This is a genomic window from Segatella copri, from assembly GCF_009494395.1.
Classification (GTDB): Bacteria; Bacteroidota; Bacteroidia; order Bacteroidales; family Bacteroidaceae; genus Prevotella.
On the sequence record NZ_VZCB01000079.1, the window covers coordinates 302,798 to 325,438 of the forward strand.

The 22,641-nt window shown below is 43.0% G+C and carries 18 protein-coding genes; 2 read left to right on the forward strand and 16 right to left on the reverse strand.

The features are described from left to right. Positions 1–234 precede the first annotated feature (234 nt). From F7D73_RS10845 to xyl3A (F7D73_RS10915), 15 genes are all read right to left on the reverse strand, one after another. A complete protein-coding gene (locus F7D73_RS10845; protein ID WP_153124615.1) occupies positions 235–1,806 on the reverse strand; it encodes an ATP-binding protein in 1,572 nt (523 codons plus the stop codon). A 517-nt stretch (positions 1,807–2,323) separates the two neighbouring features. After that, positions 2,324–2,761 carry a hypothetical protein gene (locus F7D73_RS10850; RefSeq protein WP_153124617.1) on the reverse strand — a complete coding sequence of 146 codons (438 nt, stop codon included), beginning with the start codon at positions 2,759–2,761 and terminating at the stop codon, positions 2,324–2,326. Further along, positions 2,742–3,098, reverse strand: coding sequence for a hypothetical protein (locus F7D73_RS10855; protein WP_153124618.1), 357 nt, complete (start codon positions 3,096–3,098; stop codon positions 2,742–2,744). Before F7D73_RS10855 ends, F7D73_RS10850 begins: the two co-directional genes overlap by 20 nt. Before the next feature lie 16 nt (positions 3,099–3,114). Beyond that, the gene (locus tag F7D73_RS10860) at positions 3,115–3,642 is read right to left on the reverse strand and encodes a hypothetical protein (protein WP_153124620.1); all 528 of its coding nucleotides are present in this window, start codon (positions 3,640–3,642) and stop codon (positions 3,115–3,117) included. Positions 3,643–3,667: 25 nt separating this feature from the next. Continuing rightward, on the reverse strand, positions 3,668–4,204 hold the full coding sequence (locus F7D73_RS10865; protein WP_153124622.1) for a hypothetical protein: 537 nt from the start codon (positions 4,202–4,204) through the stop codon (positions 3,668–3,670). Next, positions 4,191–4,358, reverse strand: a complete 168-nt coding sequence (locus F7D73_RS10870) for a hypothetical protein (RefSeq protein ID WP_153124624.1) — start codon at positions 4,356–4,358, stop codon at positions 4,191–4,193. The genes F7D73_RS10865 and F7D73_RS10870 overlap by 14 nt, the downstream gene beginning before the upstream one ends. Positions 4,359–4,396: 38 nt before the next feature. Next, entirely contained in the window at positions 4,397–5,002 is a 606-nt protein-coding gene (locus tag F7D73_RS10875) for a hypothetical protein (RefSeq protein ID WP_153124626.1), read from the reverse strand. After that, on the reverse strand, positions 4,999–5,190 hold the full coding sequence (locus tag F7D73_RS10880) for a hypothetical protein (protein WP_153124628.1): 192 nt from the start codon (positions 5,188–5,190) through the stop codon (positions 4,999–5,001). The genes F7D73_RS10875 and F7D73_RS10880 overlap by 4 nt, the downstream gene beginning before the upstream one ends. A 136-nt stretch (positions 5,191–5,326) precedes the next feature. Then, positions 5,327–5,878, reverse strand: coding sequence for a hypothetical protein (locus F7D73_RS10885; protein ID WP_153124630.1), 552 nt, complete (start codon positions 5,876–5,878; stop codon positions 5,327–5,329). 199 nt (positions 5,879–6,077) lie between these two features. After that, positions 6,078–8,684, reverse strand: a complete 2,607-nt coding sequence (xyl3A, locus tag F7D73_RS10890) for a xylan 1,4-beta-xylosidase (protein ID WP_153124632.1) — start codon at positions 8,682–8,684, stop codon at positions 6,078–6,080. Between the two features lie 243 nt (positions 8,685–8,927). Next, positions 8,928–9,536, reverse strand: coding sequence for an HU family DNA-binding protein (locus tag F7D73_RS10895; protein ID WP_153124634.1), 609 nt, complete (start codon positions 9,534–9,536; stop codon positions 8,928–8,930). A 250-nt stretch (positions 9,537–9,786) separates the two neighbouring features. Next, positions 9,787–11,277, reverse strand: coding sequence for a family 43 glycosylhydrolase (locus F7D73_RS10900; protein WP_153124636.1), 1,491 nt, complete (start codon positions 11,275–11,277; stop codon positions 9,787–9,789). A 20-nt stretch (positions 11,278–11,297) separates the two neighbouring features. Then, entirely contained in the window at positions 11,298–12,002 is a 705-nt protein-coding gene (locus F7D73_RS10905; protein WP_153124640.1) for an acetylxylan esterase, read from the reverse strand. A 13-nt stretch (positions 12,003–12,015) separates the two neighbouring features. Then, a complete protein-coding gene (locus F7D73_RS10910; protein WP_153124642.1) occupies positions 12,016–14,532 on the reverse strand; it encodes a glycosyl hydrolase family 8 in 2,517 nt (838 codons plus the stop codon). A gap of 23 nt (positions 14,533–14,555) precedes the next feature. Then, entirely contained in the window at positions 14,556–17,162 is a 2,607-nt protein-coding gene (xyl3A, locus tag F7D73_RS10915; RefSeq protein WP_153124644.1) for a xylan 1,4-beta-xylosidase, read from the reverse strand. 308 nt (positions 17,163–17,470) lie between these two features. Here xyl3A (F7D73_RS10915) and F7D73_RS10920 point away from each other — a divergent pair, with 308 nt between their 5' ends. Continuing rightward, complete coding sequence (locus F7D73_RS10920) at positions 17,471–19,345, forward strand: sialate O-acetylesterase (RefSeq protein ID WP_437182318.1); 1,875 nt, start codon at positions 17,471–17,473, stop codon at positions 19,343–19,345. Between the two features lie 1,011 nt (positions 19,346–20,356). Then, positions 20,357–21,325: an Rpn family recombination-promoting nuclease/putative transposase gene (locus tag F7D73_RS10925; RefSeq protein WP_153124648.1), complete on the forward strand. Its 969-nt coding sequence runs from the start codon at positions 20,357–20,359 to the stop codon at positions 21,323–21,325. 250 nt (positions 21,326–21,575) lie between these two features. Here F7D73_RS10925 and F7D73_RS10930 read toward each other — a convergent pair whose 3' ends face one another. Further along, the gene (locus F7D73_RS10930; RefSeq protein ID WP_153124650.1) at positions 21,576–22,436 is read right to left on the reverse strand and encodes a nucleoside hydrolase-like domain-containing protein; all 861 of its coding nucleotides are present in this window, start codon (positions 22,434–22,436) and stop codon (positions 21,576–21,578) included. Positions 22,437–22,641: the final 205 nt, after the last annotated feature.

Genomic DNA, 22,641 nt, shown 5'->3' on the forward strand with positions numbered 1-22,641 from the left:
TAGTTGATTAAATTGTTATTTGTTGCTGCAAAGGTAAGCAAAAAAGTAGAATTCTGCTTTTTCACATGTTTCAAATAGTTTATATGATGTAACACTTGTATCTATAGCTTTACTGTCTTTCTGTCATATTCCATACTCTTACTTGCCAGCATAGGCTGATAGCCTGCACTGCTATCAGCATCCAACAAGAAAAAAATGAGGATGTGTCATGGACTTATGACACACCCTCATTTTTTAGCAGGAATATTTTACCCAATCCAATACGATCGTCTTATCTTCATCAATCATAAAGTTCATACCAATCTTTTCCACGGTTTTGCCTTTTAGGGCAAAAGCATCAGCATAATGCTTGTTGTTGATTTGGTCAAGAGCCTCTTGTGCTGACTTATTAAATTTCAGTTCTATCACATAGATGTTATCCTTTGTTTCCATCGTAATGTCTGTTCTTCCCCGGAAAGTATGCTGTTCCACCAATATACGGAAATTCGTAAGCAGGGCAAAGATGATATACATTGTCTGCTGATAATGCCCCTCATAATCGGTATTATCGCAATAAGGTACCGTCTCCCAGAACGTTTTCAATAGCTGAAGAGCACCATCCATGTTACCCTTATTGATAAGAGCCGACATCTTGGCCACGGTCGTATTGCACATTGCAGACTTTGCCGCCAAATAATGCGGCAACATACTGCGAAACAAACCTATCCTCACCTCTTTGTTTGGCAGAGCCAAGGTATAGAGTTCCGTTTCCAGATCATAATTCTTGATAGTGATATAACCACTCTGATAAAGCAAAGGCATGATAGTAGTCATCGTCTCAGTGGCTGCATCGAAATCATCCTTTGATGCATCCATCTGTTCACCCAGGTCAATCGGTGTAAAGTCATATTTCCGCATCATATTAAGGAGATAAGTAGGAGTGCCTGAGCCAAACCAATAGGAATTCATCTGTCCTTCAGCTAAACAGTTCAACAAGCTATAAGGATTGAAAATATCTGATGATGGCCAGGTAAAGTGATAGCCATCATAATTTTCCTTCAGTTTTGACAAGGCTTGTTCGTGTGTCAATCCCAACCTACCTGCTAACACATCAATATCCTCATCAAACTTATCCAACAATTCCTCCTTGGTAATGCCGCAAATGCCAGCATACTCTTGGTGCATACTCACATTTGTGATATTATTGAGTTCACTGAAGATACTAAGCTGCGAGAACTTGGTAATGCCTGTCAAGAAGACGAAACGCAGCATACGGTCGCTATCCTTTAGGGGACTATAGAAATTGCGCATCACCTCTCTCAATACGTCCAAGCTAGTATCCTCATGCACCACATCAAGCAAAGGAGCATCGTATTCATCGATGAGCACAACGACCTTCTGCCCAGTCTGCTCATATACCGTTTTTATTAAATTAAGCATACGAACATTCGGGTCAGGAGAATCATTGACGATGCCAAATTTTTCTTCATTTACATTCAATATATACAAGAGATAGCGCACCAATTGGTCTTTCTCCATGTGCTTTCCACCTGCCAAACTAAAATGAAGCACAGGATATTCCGTCCAATCTTTTTCTAGCTTTTCGATGGCAAGCCCCTTAAAGAGTTCCTTCTTTCCCTCGAAATAGCTCTGCATAGTAGAGACGAGGAGTGACTTTCCGAAACGACGTGGACGCGCCAAGAAGAAATACTTTCCACTCGTATGAGTCATACGATAGATGTACTCCGTCTTATCTACATAAAGAAAGTCCTCCTCTCGAATCTCAGAGAAGGTCTGCATGCCTATTGGATATAACTTCGTTGCCATATTATCAACTATTTACTATTTACGTTGGCAAAGATAAGCAAAAATCCCGAAACCGCCAAGCGATTTCGGGATTTATTATGTAGTCAACTGTGCACCCAATACCTTGAAGGGAATTTTATCACTCTATCAACGTCTATTAAAGAGCTTATATGATGTAACAAGTAAGAAGAGGGTGCGTCATAAGATGAGGTGTTTTGGTTAAATCTCCAAACTTTTTGGGAGTTTTTCATCTTTTATAGACGCCGATCGCTTACGTGAAAAAAGTTTTTTAGCAAAAAAAGTCTCATAGTCTCATTTTTGTTTGAAAAATATGGATTAAGCACTTGTTATATAAAGAATTAGCAACAATGAGACTTCTCGGTTTTAGCGCCGAGAAGTCTCATTGATGTATCATGGAAGTATCATTGACTGCACTTTTAGCTAATGCTTCTACTATTTCTGTTTTATGAAATTGATAGTGTCTACCTTTCTAGTTTATAAAGTAAAAAAGTGTCTACTGAAATCAGGAAAAGTCAAATTACCATTCACACATCGTAGCCTTAAATTTGATTCCATTTAAGATTCTATCAAATTTTCTTTCCTCTGTTGGAATTACATTAAAATAACAAACTCTGAAACTAGAATATGTATCACGCCTCCATTTAAGACCTTTCTTGTCCATACCTTTTTCTATAAGATGCTTATCCTTCAACGATGTCGAAGGCTTAAAATCATCTATAGGAGTTTTCATTAAAGGACCTTGCAATATCAATAAGACACCGCCACTTCTAAATGAAAAAGCATAAACAACTCCTTCCTCATAATATTCTATCTGGCGTTTTACTCCCTGTTCCATAGACAAATCGACTTGAACAGCATGCAAATTCAACGTTTCTTTTGTGTATTTATGACTAGCACAAGAATAAAACACCCCCATACTAATCATTAGCCAACCATTAGCGATTATTCTTTTCATAATTATCTATAGCTTGTTGTTCAACAATATTTATCTGCTCTTCTAATTCTGTATTATTCTTACCAAAAACCGGATAAGAAACAACTTGATTGAAATAAGGATCAAACTCTTTAACATATCCCACGACTCCAAAAGTATGACTAGGTTCTATTGATGGATTTTTCTGCTTTAATTCATAAAAATAGGCATGTCCGTACAAGTTGCCAAGTACATCATACTCTATATTGCTGATGCCCTTGTTCAAGTCCTTTATCAAAGCGCCGTTAGTATCATAGAAATACTCCACGTCCGCATTTGCTCCATCCTTGAATACTACAAGTATTATAAATCTTTTCATAAGACGATAAACTATATTATTTTTCTATTAATGTATCTCGTTTAATTTTAGGCATTACAAGCGTATCGGGTTGATAATTAACCCAAACACTATCTCGATGTCTTTTATACATCCTTGCTCTTTTGGTATAATTAACAAATGGAGTTTTATTTATAAACATCGTATCACTAGCATTTTCAGAATTAACAATTGGTACAGAATCCCGAACAGCATAACAAATCGAGATAGTATCTTTGCTTTTCATATGTTTATCAAACATATATACATTCTCACTAGCTGCAATTTTGTATACATTTCCACTAGAAAAAGAGAATCCAAAAGGAGATTGTATCAAATCCTCATAAAAAGGACCTACCCAATATGAACCTTTAATGCGATTATGCCATATTGGTACATCTTTAGATTTTACAATCAAATAAGAATTCTTACCCATTGGATATCTTTCCAAGTCTTTAACTATAAAAGAAACCATATGTCGTTCTCTTCTCTCCTGTGTACAAGAAAACATACAAAATAACAGCATAAATACAATTAAATTTTTCATACGCACTAATTATTTTTTTACTATCCTAAAATATAAAGAAATATTCACCTTTCTCTCTATTTTTTTTTTCTTCCTTGTACTGAAATGGTTTTTGAAAATCTCTATAATCTTTAGGTATATGAGACTTGGGAACCAACTCTAAAGTGTCTACAGCGTTTTTGGGATCAATGTCATTACGAATCAAGATTCTATTATCGGAAACAGAAATAATTTTATAGCGAAAGCGTCCAAAACGGATTGTGTTACGGTTTAACAAATTCCAACTTGGTTCATAAAGATAATGAGAAACAAGGAAACCATTATATTCCCTAAAACGCCAATTTGCTCGAAACTCGATAAAAACACCTTTGCTATCGACATAAAAATAGAAAGAATCCTCCCTACAAAAATAAGGGTGTCTTGTTTCGTCCTCATTCTGCTTACTATCTATATAATGCCAATATTGATAACTATTTCTTGTAAGAATTTTCTTTACATCCTTACAAGAACATAAGATAGCCATTATACATAAAAACATAACCGTTTTTACTATTCCAAATTCATTTTTTCTATTTTGTACCATATACATATTCAAAATGATTATTTCGTCTAACTATTCTACCTAATCCTAGCGGTTTAATGATTGAATTTGCTTTTACCATTATTTGTATCAGTGCATTTGCGCTTTGTTCTTTTTTATTCGCTTCGTTCATTAAAACAATCATATTTTTTATCATACGATTTTATTTTTTCAGTTCCCTAGGCGATTTTTTCGTCAGTAGGCACAATCAATAACTACCTTTTTTTCCTTACCTTTTTTAATATCTATCAACTTATAGTTTATATGACTATAAGAAGATATCCTAATCGGATACATAAGTTGTACAAATTCATCTTTATATCTAGTTAAATCAACACCTAACGTACTATTATAAGATACATTTTTCTTCTCTTCTATTTCAAAAGAACCAGACATTGCACATAATGAAAGAATAATCATTTGATTGTCCGTGAGTTTAATTTCACATTTACTAAAGCCATCATACTCCTTACTAAATCTTTGCAATTCGGAGTTATACATAAGAAAACCCTTTTCTACTCCAAACTTTTGTTGATAAATTTTACAATATAAAGAAGATTCCACGCCCATCAAAAAAGGACATATATATGAATTCTTCAACAAACCATATATAAGCTTTTCACAATGGCACATCTGAATTCTTAACCCCTTATCCTTTTCAAAAAAACCATCAATACATACAGGGTATGCATTAGGTGATATGATAAATAAATTATAATATATAAATGTCCCTGTAACAAGTTTCGCTTTCAAAGAAATTGCGAAACACAGGTATAAGATTATAAATAATATTTTTTTCATTTTTCTTTTTTTATAAAAGGTAAAACATCATTAAGCAAATCACTTCCAAAGAGTTGTGCATCTTTTGCATTAGGAGACCTTGGGGGATAACACATTATTCCAGAAGAACCACCTTTCATTTTAGGGTGCTCAAAACCAAATGTATGAAAAATTTCATATAATCTATTTTTCTCTGTATCAAAGTTCACATTCATTACAATATTCTGATTGTTATCTGTTGCTCCACCAACGGTAGCAGTACTACCATCTGCATATTCCTTAGTATCAAAATACTTTTCAAAATCTTGTGACTTTCTAAGAGAATTGCCATTTAAGACTTAATTTTTATTCTTCCAAAACTCGCATGCACTCCCATTCTACTACTAAAGAATCATACATGCAAGTAACCTTATTCTCTTCGACACTAGTTATAAAACTTGAAATATATTTATTAATATCTGATTCTTTACAAACTATCATATGCCGTGAAACACAACTTTTTATCTTTTCAAAAGGGATATTCGAAGAGATTATAGTAAACTTAAACCTTTTCATAGGATATACAATTTTTATAAATGTCTGAGGAAAGACAAAAGAATATGGCTCTCCACAATTTATCACATTATCATATGCCCAACAAGATAACGAAAAATCGCCATAACGACGATAGCACTTTCTATATAACACTTCTTCAAAATTCATTTTTTCCAAATCATCCTCTGTAAAAAGAATTACAATTGGTTCCATGTTACTATTCACGACATCAAAAGACACACATCTTATCGTATCACGATCTAACGTTCCATGAGCAACATAATAAACTTGCTCATGGTATTCTAAACTATATGTGAGCAAAAAATACCCAAACAACACAAACAACGCCAAAATTCTTTTCATTTAGCAAAATTTTTAACAGTTTCTTTTCTAGCCTTAATTGAACACTCTTTAAGATATCCATTTGTTTCGATATTTCCATCAAAATGATGTACTGCTTTGTGCCTTGACTGAAATGGCCAAGGCACAAAGAAACAACATGATACTTAAAGTTCTTTCAATTTACAATACTTTCAAGCCTGCCTTCTTAGTCAGATTTTTCTTAATATTCATAATTTACCATTATCTTCTTCAAGTCCTTATCTGCCGAGCTATTGCCATAATATACCTCATAGTTACCTGCCTTGGCACGCACGGTATTGGTGGCAGCATCGAAGAGTTCGAAGTTTCTGCTATCCAGCGTGATGACAGCCTCAGCAGTCTTTCCTGCCTTCACCTCCACTCTCTCGAAAGCCTTCAAGCTCTTCAATGGTCCTTCGGTATCGGCAGGATCCTTCACATACACCTGCACAATCTCGGTTCCATCTTTCTTGCCAACATTACTTACAGGCACCTTCAAGGTAATCTTCTCACCCTTCTTCAGGATAGAGTTGGAAAGTGTAGCATCGCCAATACGGAAAGAAGTGTAGCTTAAACCATATCCGAATGGGAAGAGCGCATCGTTCATATAACGATAGGTTCTGCCCTTCATGCTATAATCCTTGAAATCAGGCAACTGCTCTGAATTTTTATAGAACGTAATAGGCAACTTGCCGGCAGGATTGTACTCTCCGAAGAGTACACGAGCCACTGCCTCACCACCTTCCTGACCAGGATACCAGGCCTGGAGGATGGCATCGCAACTCTCTGTCTCTGGAGTCAAGGCAATGGCAGAACCCGAACAGTTGACAAAGACAACCTTTTTGCCAGCCTCCTTCAAAGCCTTCAGGAAATTGCGCTGAACCTTAGGCAATTCGATGTTGGTGCGGTCACCACCCTTGAAGCCAGAAATCTCGATAGGCATTTCCTCACCTTCCAACTGTGGAGAGATACCACCTACGAAGACTACAGTCTCGCAATCCTTCAACTGCTTGAGCGAAGCCTTATAGTCGATAGGATTCTCATGACCGATATTGAACTTCATGTCCGCATTATAGGTTGGCATTTCGTGATAGCGGATCTCTATCTTATACTCCTTGCCCTTCTCGGCTTGGAACTCGATACGACTCTCGGTAGTACGCCAGATAGAATGCTCTGCCTTCTTCTCACCATTCAGATATACCTCGTAGTGACCGCAACCAGCCACGTCGAGCAACACCTTGTCTGTCTGCTTAGGACGGAACACGGTTTCATATTTTGCAGAGAAGCCCACCAACTTCACATTAGGAGCAAAAGAATGCTGACCATAGGTCGTTACCTGCACAGGATTCTTCTCCTGGGTGATGGCAACAGGCTTGCCTTCCATCTTGCGGTTGTTCCAGAAAGTGCCCTTAAAGCCCATCTTGCCATCCATACTACACTGGTCGAAGTAAGAATTCAAAGTCTGGTCGTTCACCAAGTCGCATCCATTAAAGGTGACAACCTGGTTTTTCTTCAAACGACTCCTGATACCATCCAGGATGGTAATTGTCTGTCGTGGAGTACCATTATAGTTTCCCCACATCATCGGTTCGTTATCCACATTTGGTCCGATGAAAGCAATCTTCTTTACCTTTTTATCGAGAGGCAATACCTCATTCTTGTTTTGGAGCAGCGTCATGGTCTGCAGAGCCATATCGAGCGAGAGCTGGCGATGCGCCTTACTGCAAAGCACCGATACTGGAATCTTCGACCATGATACAATCTTGTTGTCATCCATCTCGCCCAAATCGAAACGACCTTCGAGCAGACGAATCACATGCTTATCAACTTCATCTTCAGTCAAGGCACCATACTTCACTGCCTCAGGCACCGACTTATATACATAATTATATCCACACTCCACATCTGTACCAGCCAGCACGCCCTTGGCAGCCGCATTTCTGGCATTGCTCGAAACCTTATGATTCTCCCAGAAATCAGTAACAGCGCCACAGTCGGAAACTACCAGGTACTTGAATCCCCACTCATCCCTGAGAATCTGCTGCAAAAGGCGGGTGTTGCCGCAGCATGGTTCATCATCCCAACGCTGATAGGCACACATCACCTCACGCACCTTGGCATCCTGCACCAGTGATTTGAAGGCAGGCATATAAGTTTCCCAAAGGTCACGCGGCGTGACATCGGTAATATTGTCTGTATGGCGAGCCCATTCCGGTCCGCTATGGATTGCATAGTGCTTGGCACAAGCCAAGAGTTTGCGGTATTTCGTATCTTCAGGTCCCTGCAATCCGCGCACCACGGCACATCCCATCCTACTGGTAAGATAAGGATCCTCACCATAGGTTTCCTGTCCACGTCCCCAGCGAGGATCACGGAAGATATTCACGTTTGGAGTCCAGACAGATAAAGCATGGAAACGGGTTACATCTCCTCCCTTCTGCTGCAGTTCATTCCATTTGGCACGCATCTCATCAGATGTTGCATCAAAGACTCTATACACCATTCTGTCGTTAAACGAAGCTGCCATTCCGATAGGTTCCGGAAAGACGGTTACATCTCCCATGTTCGCCACACCATGCAGTGCTTCGCTCCACCACTGGAATCTCTTGATTCCCAATCGCGGAATAGCCGGCGAATCATCCAGCATCAGAGAAGCTTTCTCTTCCAAAGTGAGACGACCACATAAATCTACCGCTCTTTCATGAGCCGAGAGGGCTGGATTCTGATAAGGCAACTGCTGCGCTGAGGCATTGCCGGAGGACATAGTTACCACAAACATCAAAGCTGCGTATATAACATTCTTGTTCATTGTAATTACTATTAAGCTATTAGTATATTAAATTGTTATTTGCACTGCAAAGGTAAACAAAAAAGCAGAATACTATTTTATCACAAGTATCAAATACTTTAAATTATGTAAATTACATCTGTACCTTTACAGCCTTACCGTCATATTCCACACTCTTGCTTGCCTGCATAGGCTGATCGACCGCATCAATGGCATCACAGTCTTCATCATCCAATAAAGATGCCACCACATCACCGCATTTTGTTACTGTTTATCATTCAGGAAATAAATCGGTGAACGGGGAGTACCATCCTTTACCAACAAGCCTTTGGCTATGAAGTGATTTATCCACTTTTGTGCCATATGGCGAGACAGTCCAAACAGTATCCTCATGAGTTTGATGGTGAGATAACGGTTCTTCTGGAAATATTCCTGCAATTTTGCCCAAAGCTTCTCTTCTGTAAAAATAGTTGAACGACTGGAATACTGGGAACGGACGAAATGGATATTTCTATCTATTTCCCTCAACAGCCCAGCCTCCGGACGGAAATTGATTCCCCGCAAACGTACTTCCTTTCCCGTAATCTTCTTATTAGGCTTATCCGCAGGCATTTCCAGGTTTACAGCAAGCGAGAAATATCCCAGTTCGGGAATATAAACCCTGCGTCCCATAGAAAATTCAGACACGACAATGTCATGAAGTTCAGACAACACTGCAGCCACATCACCCTTGGTGAGTGAACATCTTTGCTGGATAGTGGCTTCCAGTTCGTGAGCCGTCATCGCCTCATACTGCTTCAATCGAACGTATTTTCGTTCCTCACCACTACCCTCAGCATTGGTAATGGTATAAACATCATACTTTAAGTCCATAGTTGCTTAGTTTTATTATCTTCTGCAAATATATGAAATAATCACAGAAGCTGTATCTATTGACCATAAGAATTAGATTTATTTAATAGTTGGCAATTGCCAGCAAGATTGCTGCCAGATGACAGCTACTTTGCTGCCATATAACAGCAAGGTTGCCGGCAGCTGCCGACAACCTCACAGAACAGTATTTAAGAAGTAAATAATATAGGCTTCTAAGACCAAATAACTTACTTATCAAATCATAATTGATTTATTGTTGTCTGAAATTCCATTTAGAATTATCGCTGTTGAAATCGAAAGGAGCCAGGCCTGGAGTACAGTCGCCTAATGAAACCAATGCCAGTTTCTCTTCTGTGCCTGGTATAGCCTTCGGCATAATGCGATAGGTGCCATCGGTAAGTTGTTCGATGCGCCAAAGCTGGGCATCTTCACCAGTAAACTCAGGTTTGGTGATGACATCATGCTGAGCGGTTGCGGTAAGATAACGGGTAGTGCCTTCTATGCAGATCTTATAATAAGGACCACCCAGATAACCACCCTTTCCGGCAGGCATGATACTCCACTTCTGATGAGGACGGAACATGTAATCGTTCATTCTCACCTTCACCTCGCCCTTAGGCCATCCTGCTTCTACCTCCTTCAAGGTTTGAGGTTCGATGTTCTTCAAAGGCTTGGTCGGCTTGATCCAGAAAGGTTCGATATCACGTTGCATTCTCACGAAATCTACGGCAATCTCCAGGGCATAGCCTCTTCGTTCCGATTCTATCTCGTAGGTTCCGGAATGAAATTCATCACCAGCCACAGGCCAGTCGTTCTTCCACAACAAAGGACGGATAGCCAACACACTTCGTCCTCCCTGTCTGAAATCAGACTCATAGTGGAACGACATCTTTTCTACACCTTCTTCCTCAATATAGCGCCCGAAGTGACCGGGACCCGTCTTCAGATTATTGGCAGCAATCACCATCTTTCCACCGCCCTGCAACATCTCTCTGCCCACATTATCTACGTATGGACCGGTTATCTTTCTCGAACGTCCCACCACGATATTGTAGGTAGAATTAGGACCATCGCAACAGGTGCCATGAGTGCCGAGAAGATAATACCAGCCGTTGCGGTAAATCAAATCGGTAGCTTCGCAGTCGATGGCGATATTGACGGGTTCGTTGCCTTCCATCCGCTTACCCGTCTTCGGGTCGAGTTCTACCAGACGGATAAATCCGAAATAGGTTCCGTAGCTGAGCCAGAGTCTGCCGGTAGTAGGGTCGAGCAACAAGCCCGCATCAATGGCATCACAGTCTTCATCATCAAGGGATGAGGCAACAACAATCGGTTCGGTATATTTGAAATCAGGCGATTTCGGATTGAGCGTTTTGTTCCACATCGTCAGGACATCACCGCGATGACTGCCGCCCAATCCACCACCCGTAGCACTGTAGGCTACGAGATAACGGTCGCCAATCTTCAATACGTCTGGAGCCGCTCCCCTGCCGGGACGAACAGCACCACCCTGCCAGGTCCAGCCATCCTCCGACCAGAGTCCACCTTCACCCGTTCCAAAGGTATAATACTTTCCATCACACAGGGCAATGGTAGAAGGATCATGAATGAAAGGTTCGCCCACCTGGGCTTCTGCCTCGTAAGCAGAGGAAGACAACAAGGCAACCAAAGCAGCGACATAAAGTTTCTGCTGAGCAGCAACCGGGCTAAAATATCTGAAAAATATATTGTTCTGTTTCATAACTTTCTATATTGATAGCACTACTTCACGTGAATAGACAGGTTTCTGACAGGCTTGCCTTGTCCGTCGATGAACCGGACACAGAAGTCACTCATACCAGGACCATTGATTACTGCACCACGAAGAATATTCCTACCCTTCTTCAAGGTAAGCTTCTTAGAAACCACATCATCTCGAACCATTCTTCGGTCGCCCTCCAGCATCACCGCCTCCTCGCCATTGAGCCACCACATGGAGGCACCATTCGAGCCAACAGACAAGCGGACGTCTTTCATCTCCTCAGGGCAATCGATAATGGTAACCGCCCAGAACAAGACACCATACTTGGGTTTTCCGAACGAAGTGGCGAAACGGAAGAGCTTCACATTAAACAGTTTACTATCCAGCGCATGCCATTTCAGCTTTTCATTCCCCACCTTCACGACGGCTCCATCCTTAGGAACTGTTTCCATCTGTTTAGGGAAATACTGCGTATGGAATATCTCCTTCAAATAAGAATCAGTAAAAACGACATTGCTCTTGACCGGCATAGAGATTGGCTCCAAGAGCAACCATCTCTGAATAAAGCCAGCCGCATTGGGCACGACGGGCTGCTTGCCGACAGGTCCGAAATAAGGATTAATGTCTACAGGTAATTCCTTATTTTGGGCATCCGCAGAGGAATGTCCAAAAAGGAATACACATAAACAAAACAATCTAACTATTTTATTGAAAAAGTTGTTCATAGACTATTCATTATTATTGAGGTTCGATAATCTGATAACGGCCACTCAGATGCATGAAGGCGAAGAGACGCAACAGTCCGTCGTAGTAGCCATCGAAGAAGCCTTCTTTATCTGGCTCATGCTTGGCATTCCAGAAATGACTGACGAATTCCCTGCCCTTCACATGATTGCTGACCAATGAAGCCGCAGCCGCAGTGGCAACGAAACCGATAGAATGGCGGAGTGCCTTAGGAGCCGTACCTGCCGGCAGAATATCTTCTACCATCGTTCCATCTACATTATACTGGTCCAGGAAAGTATCTATACCCTGACTATACAGGAAATTCTGCAACGTATTGGCATATTTCTGCTGCCACTCCTTATCCTTACAAGCCCAGGAATAATCGAGCGCTATGTTCATTGGAACACGCCATGAGTCATAACGGAAAGCATCACCCAGCAACTGACCGGTCTTCATCAGACTGCCATCATAGTTGCAATAGTCCGGGTTCAAGCCCGTCTTCTCATTGATGCACTTATGCAGAAACTCACGGCTTTTCTCAGCACACTCCTTCCAGAACTGAGAACGTCCATCGTTAGCCCATTTTGCCCATACCTCATAAAAGGCTGGAAGATGGTAAGAAGGATCGGTAAACTTCCCGCCCCAATGATCGGGCGTAAAGGTAATGAGCTGATGTTCGAGATTGATGAGCGGAGCCGTGCGGTCCATTCCTACCTTCTGCATACTGCAATCCAGGATATTCTGCGCTTCCTTCAGATAGTTGATGCCCGTATCATTACCCCATCGGTTGGATGCAAAGATGAGCGAAGTTACGAAATAGAGTTCACCATCCGATGCGGCTCCCTGCGCATTTCTCGTTCCATCAGTCTTGCAGCTCCATGCGAAATAGCCCTTATAAGGTCCTTTCTGATGCTGCATGTATTTCTTGCTCCATCGCCAGAGGCGGTCGAAGATGTCCTTCTTATCAAACTGAACGGCAGCCATCATTCCATACGACATGCCTTCGGTTCTCACATCATTGTTCTTTACATCGCTGACATATCCCATGGAATCGCCCACCTCGAAATAGACCTTGTTCTTACCGTAGAATACATCGTTGAACACTTCGTTCACCTTCCTGTCTATATCAGCCTGCTTATAGCCCATCTCGGCAAAGAGATTACGATACTGGTGAGTTTCGAAAGCACCCTTTTCCCAAGGCAACGCATCAAAGCCCAGCCAGTCAACCTCAACATCGGCTCCACTCTGCAAGGATACATGGAGAGCATGAACGCCCTGAGGAGCATGGAGCACCTGAGCACGGACATTCTTCCAGGCTGCCGACTTCGGAATCTTCACCTTAGCGATGATATTACCCTTCTTGCCATCGGCTCTGACTACGAGCACACCGCCCTTAACCGACTTGGCACGAACGGTGATTTCCACCACCTTCTCGTTACCAAAATCCACCTTATTATATATAAGAGCTGTATTCGATTTAGAGAAGAGAGTTTTCCATCCGGCAAAACAATTGTTTTTATCCAGATAATCAATACCTATACCCTTGCCTTGCAGCGCAGAATAGCGGTCTATCTGAATGCGCGAACGAGCCTTGGTCAATCCCACACCTCTTAGCGTAGGTATCACCTTCTGTATCGTTCCGTCAGGATTGAAGTTCAGAGAGTCGATTCGCACCGAGCGGTTCTTGTCGAACTTAGGCGAATAATCATTATGATGATAGAAGAGATACCACTGTCCCTGATATTCCACGATGCTGTGATGATTGGTCCAGCACTTCGTAGGCGACTCATCCATGATGATGCCCTTGAATGTGAAAGGTCCCATCGGATGGTCAGCCATGGCATAAGCCAGTGTTTCGGTTCCATTCTTTTCACGCACCCAAGGGAAGGTGAAATAATACTTACCGTTACGCTCGAAGGCAAACGGTCCTTCCTTGAACCCCTCAGGCAATCCCTCTACCAGTTTGGGTTCCGAGGCGAGTTCCGTCATGTTTGGTTTCAGCTTAGCCATGTGCAGGCCAGCTCCTGCCCAGTAGATATAAGCCTGTCCGTCCTTCTCTATCAACACACAAGGATCTATGCCGTGCACACCCTCTATAGGTTTCCACATCGGCATAAACGGTCCTTCCGGCTGGTCGGCAACCGCCACACCAATCCCGAATCCCTTCTCCTCCCCTTTCGGAGCGGCAGGGAAATAGAAGTAATATTTCCCGTCTTTCTCTACACAATCTGGAGCCCACATCGTATAACTTCCGTCTTGTACCCAAGGTACTTTATCCTGCGAAACGATGACTCCATGATCCTCCCACTCAGTAAGATTGGTAGAAGAGAAAACGTGATAATCTGCCATGCAGAACCATTCCTTCAGTTTCTCGATAGGACTCGGAATATCATGAGAAGGATAAAGATATACCTTCCCGTTGAATACGCGAGCCGTAGGATCAGCAGAATACTGTCCGCTGATTACCGGATTCTGAGCCGAAGCTCCTGTCGATAACGCCAGCATCAAGGCGCACATCCATGTCTTCATACTATTAATTATGATACAGTTACTTAATATTCAATAGAAACATCCAGTTTCTTCAAGTCCTTATCAGCCGAACTGCTGCCGTAATAGACTTCATACTTTCCAGCCTTGGCACGGACGGTATTGGTTGCAGCATCGAAGAGTTCGAAGTTTCTGCTATCCAGCGTGATGACAGCCTCAGCAGTCTTTCCAGCCTTCACCTCCACTCTCTCGAAAGCCTTCAAGCTCTTCAATGGTCCTTCAGTATCGGCAGGATCCTTCACATACACCTGCACCACCTCGGTTCCATCCTTCTTTCCTACATTGCTTACCGGTACCTTCAGCGTAATCTTCTCACCCTTCTTCAGGATAGAGTTGGAAAGTGTAGCATCGCCAATACGGAAAGAAGTATAGCTTAAACCATATCCGAATGGGAAGAGCGCATCGTTCATATAACGATAGGTTCTGCCCTTCATGCTGTAATCCTTGAAATCAGGCAACTGCTCTGAATTCTTATAGAACGTAATAGGCAACTTGCCGGCAGGATTGTACTCCCCGAAGAGTACACGAGCCACAGCCTCTCCACCTTCCTGACCCGGATACCATGCCTGTAGGATAGCATCACAACTCTGGGTTTCTGGTGTGAGTGCAATAGCCGAACCTGAGCAGTTTACAAATACCACTTTCTTTCCAGCTGCCTTCAATGCTTTCAGAAAATTGCGTTGTACGGCAGGCAGTTCGATATCTGTGCGGTCACCACCCTTGAAGCCTGGTACATGGATAGGCATTTCCTCACCTTCCAACTGTGGTGAGATGCCACCTACGAAGACAACGGTCTCGCAATCCTTCAACTGCTTGAGCGAAGCCTGATAGTCGATAGGATTCTCGTGCCCGATATTGAACTTCATGTCCGCATTATAATTAGGCATCTCAGCATATCGTATTTCTATCTTATACTCCTTGCCCTTCTCGGCTTGGAACTCGATACGACTCTCGGTAGTGCGCCAGATAGAATGCTCTGCCTTCTTCTCACCATTCAGATAAACCTCATAGTGACCGCAACCAGCCACGTCGAGCAACACCTTGTCAGTCTGCTTAGGACGGAACACGGTTTCATATTTTGCAGAGAAGTCCACCAACTTCACATTAGGAGCAAAAGAGTGCTGACCATAGGTCGTTACCTGCACAGGATTCTTCCCCTGGGTGATGGCAACAGGCTTGCCTTCCATCTTACGGTTGTTCCAGAAAGTACCCTTAAAGCCCATCTTGCCATCCATGCTACACTGGTCGAAGTAAGAATCCAAAGTCTGGTCGTTCACCAGGTCGCACCCTTTAAAGGTAACGACCTGGTTTTTCTTCAAACGACTCTTGATACCATCCAGGATGGTAATTGTCTGTCGTGGGGTACCATTATAGTTTCCCCACATCATCGGTTCGTTATCCACATTTGGTCCGATGAAAGCAATCTTCTTTACCTTTTTATCGAGAGGTAATACCCCATTATTGTTTTGGAGCAGCGTCATGGTCTGCAGAGCCATATCGAGCGAGAGCTGGCGATGTGCCTTGCTGCAAAGCACCGATACAGGAATCTTCGACCATGATACGATCTTGTTGTCATCCATCTCACCCAAGTCGAAACGACCTTCGAGCAGACGAATCACATGCTTATCAACTTCTTCTTCAGTCAGGGCACCATACTTCACAGCCTCAGGCACCGACTTATATACATAATTATATCCACACTCCACATCCGTACCAGCCAATACACCCTTAACTGCCGCATTTCTGGCATTGCTAGACACCTTATGGTTCTCCCAAAAATCAGTAACAGCGCCACAGTCGGAAACCACCAGATACCTGAATCCCCATTCATCTCTCAAAATCTGCTGCAGCAATCGGGTACTGCCGCAGCATGGTTCATCATCCCAACGCTGATAGGCACACATCACCTCACGCACCTTGGCATCCTGCACCAGTGATTTGAAGGCAGGCATATAAGTTTCCCAAAGGTCGCGCGGTGTAACATCGGTAATATTGTCTGTATGGCGAGCCCATTCTGGTCCGCTATGGATGGCATAGTGCTTGGCACAAGCCCAGAGCTTGCGGTATTTCGTATCCTCAGGTCCCTGCAGTCCGCGCACCACGGCACATCCCATTCGGGAGGTCAAGTAAGGATCTTCACCATAGGTTTCCTGTCCACGTCCCCAGCGAGGATCACGGAAGATATTCACGTTTGGAGTCCAGACTGAGAGGGCATGGAAACGAGTTACATCTCCCCCCTTCTGCTGCAGTTCATTCCATTTGGCACGCATCTCATCAGATGTTGCATCAAAGACTCTATACACCATTCTGTCGTTAAACGATGCAGCCATTCCGATAGGTTCCGGAAAGACGGTTACATCTCCCATGTTCGCCACACCATGCAGCGCCTCGCTCCACCACTGGAATCTCTTGATTCCCAATCGTGGGATAGCCGGCGAATCATCCAGCATCAGAGAAGCTTTCTCTTCCAAAGTGAGACGACCACACAAATCTACCGCTCTCTCATGAGCCGAGAGAGCAGGATTCTGATAAGGCAACTGCTGCGCTGAAACATTACCAGCAAACATGAGGGGAATAAACAGCAAAACTGCATATATAACATTCTTATTCATAATTTTACTTTTAAGCTATTAGTAATTGGATTGTTATTTATCGATGCAAAGGTAAGCAAAAAAGCTGTATTCTACATTATTACATGTATCAAATTCTTTATATTATGTAACAATGCTAGAGAAAAACAAGAACACCTTACAATAAATATAAGAATGAGAGAAAGGGAAAAGTTATTGATATATGAGACAAAGCACGTATGGAAATCTTTTCATAACTTTGCAAACAGAACAGAAGATGAAAATCAATCTAATAATTTAAATAAATATAAACTATGAAGAGATTATCAATCTTAGCATCGATGCTCGCAATGGCGTGCCTGCCGATGATGGCACAGAAAACGGGCAGTAAGGTTCAGGAAAAGCCTGATCCTAATTTTCAAATCTATCTCTGCTTCGGACAGTCGAACATGGAAGGAAATGCGGCTATCGAAGACATCGACCGAACGGGCGTGAACCCGAGATTTCAGGCTATGTATGCCGTGGATGATGAAAAGGCGGGATGGAAGAAGGGACAATGGCACACCGCTGTGCCACCGCAGGCAAGACCCTCTACAGGACTGACGCCTGTTGACTATTTCGGAAGAAAGATGGTGGATAATCTGCCAGACAGCATCAAGGTGGGAACCATCACCGTGGCAGTAGGCGGAGCCAGCATCGACCTCTTCGATAAGCGTACCTATAAGGCTTATCTCAAGAAACAACCCGACTGGATGAAGAACTTTGCATCCCAATACAACGGAAATCCATACGCCCGACTGATAGAACTGGCAAAAATAGCCAAGAAGCAGGGTGTTATCAAGGGCATCCTCCTGCACCAGGGCGAAACCAACAACGGCGATGCCAACTGGCCTAACCGAGTAAAGACTGTTTATAACGACATCTTGAAGGATTTGAATCTGAAGGCAGAAGACGTTCCTCTGCTCGTAGGCGAAACCGTACAGAAGGATATGGGCGGAAAATGCTGGGCACATATCGCCATCGTTGATGATATCGCCAAGACCATCCCTACAGCCCACGTCATTTCATCAAAGGGTTGTCCGCAACGTGGCGACGGTCTCCACTTCATCGCAGAAAGCTACCGCACCATGGGCAAGCGCTATGCAAACATGATGCTCGCCCTGCAGGGAATCATTCCGGACAGCAACTATCCGCGTGTAGATAAAGACCGCAGAGCCTACGTAAAGCTCCATGCTCCTGAGGCAAAGAAAGTAATCTTCGACATCTGCGGCAAGAAATATGAAATGAAGAAAGACCTGGATGGCGACTGGTACGGCGTAAGCGATCCGCTGGTGGTAGGATTCCACTACTATTTTCTGAATGTAGATGGTGTGCAGGTGGTTGACCCTGCCAGCGAAACCTATTTCGGCTGCTGCCGTGAAGCAGGCGGTCTGGAAGTACCAGAGGGAGCAGAAGGCAACTATTACCGTCCTCAGCAGGGCGTAGCCAAAGGTCAGGTTCGTTCAGTATCTTACTATGCAGCCTCTCAGAAGCAGTTCCGCCGTGCCATGGTTTATACACCAGCCGAATATGAAACCAAAACCACCAAGCGCTATCCTGTGCTTTATCTGCAGCATGGCATGGGCGAAGACGAGACGGGTTGGAGCAAGCAGGGAATGATGCAGCACATCATGGACAACCTGATAGCAGAAGGCAAGGCTGAGCCTATGATTGTGGTCATGGAGAGTGGCGATGTAAAGAAGCCTTTCGTTGCCCGTCCTGGCAAAAACGTAGATGAAGAGCGCAACCACTATGGTGCTTCTTTCTATGATGTGATTATCAAGGATCTGATTCCGATGGTTGACAAGACATTCCGTACTTATACCGACCGCGAGCATCGTGCGATGGCAGGATTGTCATGGGGCGGTTGCCAGACTTTCAACACGGTATTGCCTCACATGGATAAGTTCTCTGCCCTTGGAACCTTCAGCGGTGCACTCTTTGGCGTGGATGTAAAGACCTGTTTCAATGGAGTATTTGCTGATGCAGAGAAATACAACAAGGACATTCACTATATGTTTATGGGCTGCGGTTCGGAAGAGAACTTCGGTACCGAGAAGATGGCACAGCAGTTGAAGGAACTGGGCATCAAGCTCGATGTTTATGTATCACCAGGCACTCATCATGAGTGGCTCACCTGGCGCCGCTGCTTCAAAGTGTTTGTTCCTCATCTCTTTAAATGGTAAACAAATTAAGTGGTAAACAAACTATCAGACATAATAAATCCCAGAACCGCTTGGAAGAGCGATTCTGGGATTATTTATATACTTCTTGCCATTGAATTCCCGCACTGAAATTACGTCACGACGTATCTTTTACTACGTCCGGACGTAACTTTTGCTGCGTCGGGACGTAGCAAATCCCTCAAAAACACCGTTATTTTGCTGATTTTATGCAAAAAGTGGTAATAGGTGGCAATAAAGTGGTAATAAAAACGCCCCTTATTGCCACACGTTATCTTCTAATAATCATAGAGTTAAGTATAAGTGTGGCAAATGTGGCATTAAATTAGAAAAAAAAATACACATGTAACACTACAGGATACTGATATAGCTCAGTAAGCTAACTCAAGTAGTTCAATCAGCTAACCCAAGTAGTTCAGTAAGCTAACCCAAGTAGTTCAGTAAGCTAACTCAAGTAGTTCAATCAGCTAACTCAAGTGACTCAATCAGCTGACGCAGATATCTCGACAAGCCGAAGGATACGTCTCCGTTAGCCTACGGAGTCGTATCCGTAACCCAATGCAGTCATATTCTTAACCCAATGCAGTCGTATCCTTAACCCCACGCAGTCATATTCTTAACCCCACGCAGCCATATCTGTAGGCAAACGGAAGCACATCATGGCAAACTATCAGACATAATAAATCCCAGAACTGCTTGGAAGAGCGATTCTGGGATTTTTTTATACCATTTGTTCATTATTTATATTATATAGATTAATTCGTTACTGAAGTTTCGCATGTAAGCCCCACACGCCCTGAACCAACGGTCACCGGCCGAAGGAAAAGGTAAAGGGCGTGTGGGTAATTTCAACCGTACAGGTCGAAAAGTTTTAGAAAAAGTTATCAGATAGTATTGGGGATAGCAAAATCTTTACTTTTTTACCTTTTTACTTTTTTACCTTTAAAAATCCCAGAAATCTCTTGCAGATATGAAAATAAAACCGTAACTTTGCGGCATGGATTTTTAATACAGATGATTATGAAACAGGTAGAAGAAAGATACATCAGCTTGCTGACCGACTTCGGTTTCAAGCGAATTTTCGGAACAGCAATGAACAAGGATTTGCTCATTTGCTTCCTCAACAGCTTGTTTAATGGCAGACAGGTTGTAAAGGACGTATCGTATCTGAACCCGGAGCATGTGGGAGATGTCTATACCGACCGCAGAGCCATCTTTGATGTATATTGCGAGGGCGAAAACGGCGAGAAGTTCATCGTTGAAATGCAGAATGCGTACCAGACGTATTTCAAGGATCGCGCCCTCTTCTACTCCACCTTCCCTATCCGAGAACAGGCGCCCAAGGGGAATGAGTGGGATTTCAAGCTCAATCATATCTATACCATTGCCCTGCTCAACTTCAGCATGAACGAGGATGCATTCGACAAGGAGAAAATCCGCCATCATGTGCAGTTGTGCGACACTGCTACCCACAAAGTATTTTACGACAAACTCGAATATATCTATGTAGAGATTTCCAAGTTCAACAAATCCCTGGAAGAATTGGATACACTCTACGAGAAGTGGCTCTATGCACTGAAGAATCTCTATAAGCTTACCCAGCGCCCTAAAGAACTGTGCGATAAAGTCTTCGACCGCCTCTTCGAGGAAGCCGAGATAGCCAAGTTTACTCCGCAGGAAATGAGGGAGTACGAGACCAGCAAGATGGCATATCGCGACATCAAGAATTCCGTTGACACCGCTAAGCGTGAAGGTATAGCTGAGGGTATGGAAAAGGGAATGGAATTAGGTATGGCGAAAGGTAAGCAAGAAGGTCTTGCGGAAGGTATGGAAAAAGGTATGGAGAAAGGTAGAGCAGAAGGCAAGCATGAGGCCAACACAGAAACAGCACAACGATTGCTGGCAATGGGACTTTCTGCCGAACAGGTTTCCAAAGCTACCCAGCTACCTTTGGAAATCATTAAGAATCTGAGCAATACATAAAAAATATAATAGCGGAGATATTGATGACAAATATCACCATAATAAATCCCAGAACTGCTTGGAAGAGCGATTCTGGGATTTTTTATACCATTTGTTTAATATTTATATTATATAGATTCTACATCATCGTTCACATTATTATATATAGTACGATGCGAGCATTGTAAAACGTCTCATTTGTTATATGTTAAATATCAATCACTGAATTATCTTTTTTCTTTTTCTGATAACATTGCCTTTATAGTTATGTTTATCGCTGCCCAGAAAGGTTGAATGTCTCGCCAAGTTTTGGGCGGATGATGACCCTTCTGTAACTGGTCAGCGCCGGAGTCCCATTGTCTGTCACTTCACAGATTATATGCAGTTCTTTTCCTGCCGCATCCTGGGGGATACGCAGAATGGCATTAGCTTTGTCTGCCTCTCTGATACTTACCGTTGAGGTGTAAGTACCCGCTTCCGGCAATATCCACCAGTGGAATGTCAGTTTATCTTTATCCGGATCCACAGATTTTGAAGCGTTTAATTGGACTTTCTCTTCTGTTTCTGGTTCAATTATAATCGGGTTCAACCCCTTTTCACCATTTACGATGACTATCGGGTTACGGTTTCCTTTGCCGTATGCAGCCCAATCCATACGTGCCATGAAGTTGGCGAATATTGCGGGATAGAAGTATTTTTCATATTTCTCCGATATGCATCTGACTGCCGGATCTGCATTTGTGTAACATGTTGTCAGACTGTCTGGTGACAGTCCCCATCGGAAATAGCCACCCCAACCTGCCTGGCTACATTCGGTCGGATCGTTTAATCCATTTGGGGTTACATGTAGGAAAGAAGGAGTGTCGCCTTCCACTCCGTATTTGTTTTTCGGATATATTTTCCCTAGATTCCCGTGATTTTGTATATGAGTTGCGTATTCGTTCCAATTCTGGCTTCCTATGGCGTTCTGCACGATCCAGGCGCTGTCGTCCCAGAAAAAGCGGATATCCTTGCCGCAAGTCTTGCGGATCCATTGATGAGAACTGAAGGCATAATCCACAGGGGGACCTCCGCATACATCTTGGTCTGTAATTGTATAAACACACAACTTACTCAGAAACTTTTTTAACACCTGAGCAGCAAAAAGTTCTTGAACAAGTCAAGCGGCAGAGCCGAGCGGCCCAGGATTTTGCCATGTCGAAGAATTCACTTATCTTAGTGTTGCAAAAACAAACAAGAGAATCCAACGATAGCACAGCTTCCATGCATAGTCTCCTCAGCGCGGGATACGTACAGGAAGTTAAGGAGAGTGCATCATAATGGGCAATGCACCCTCC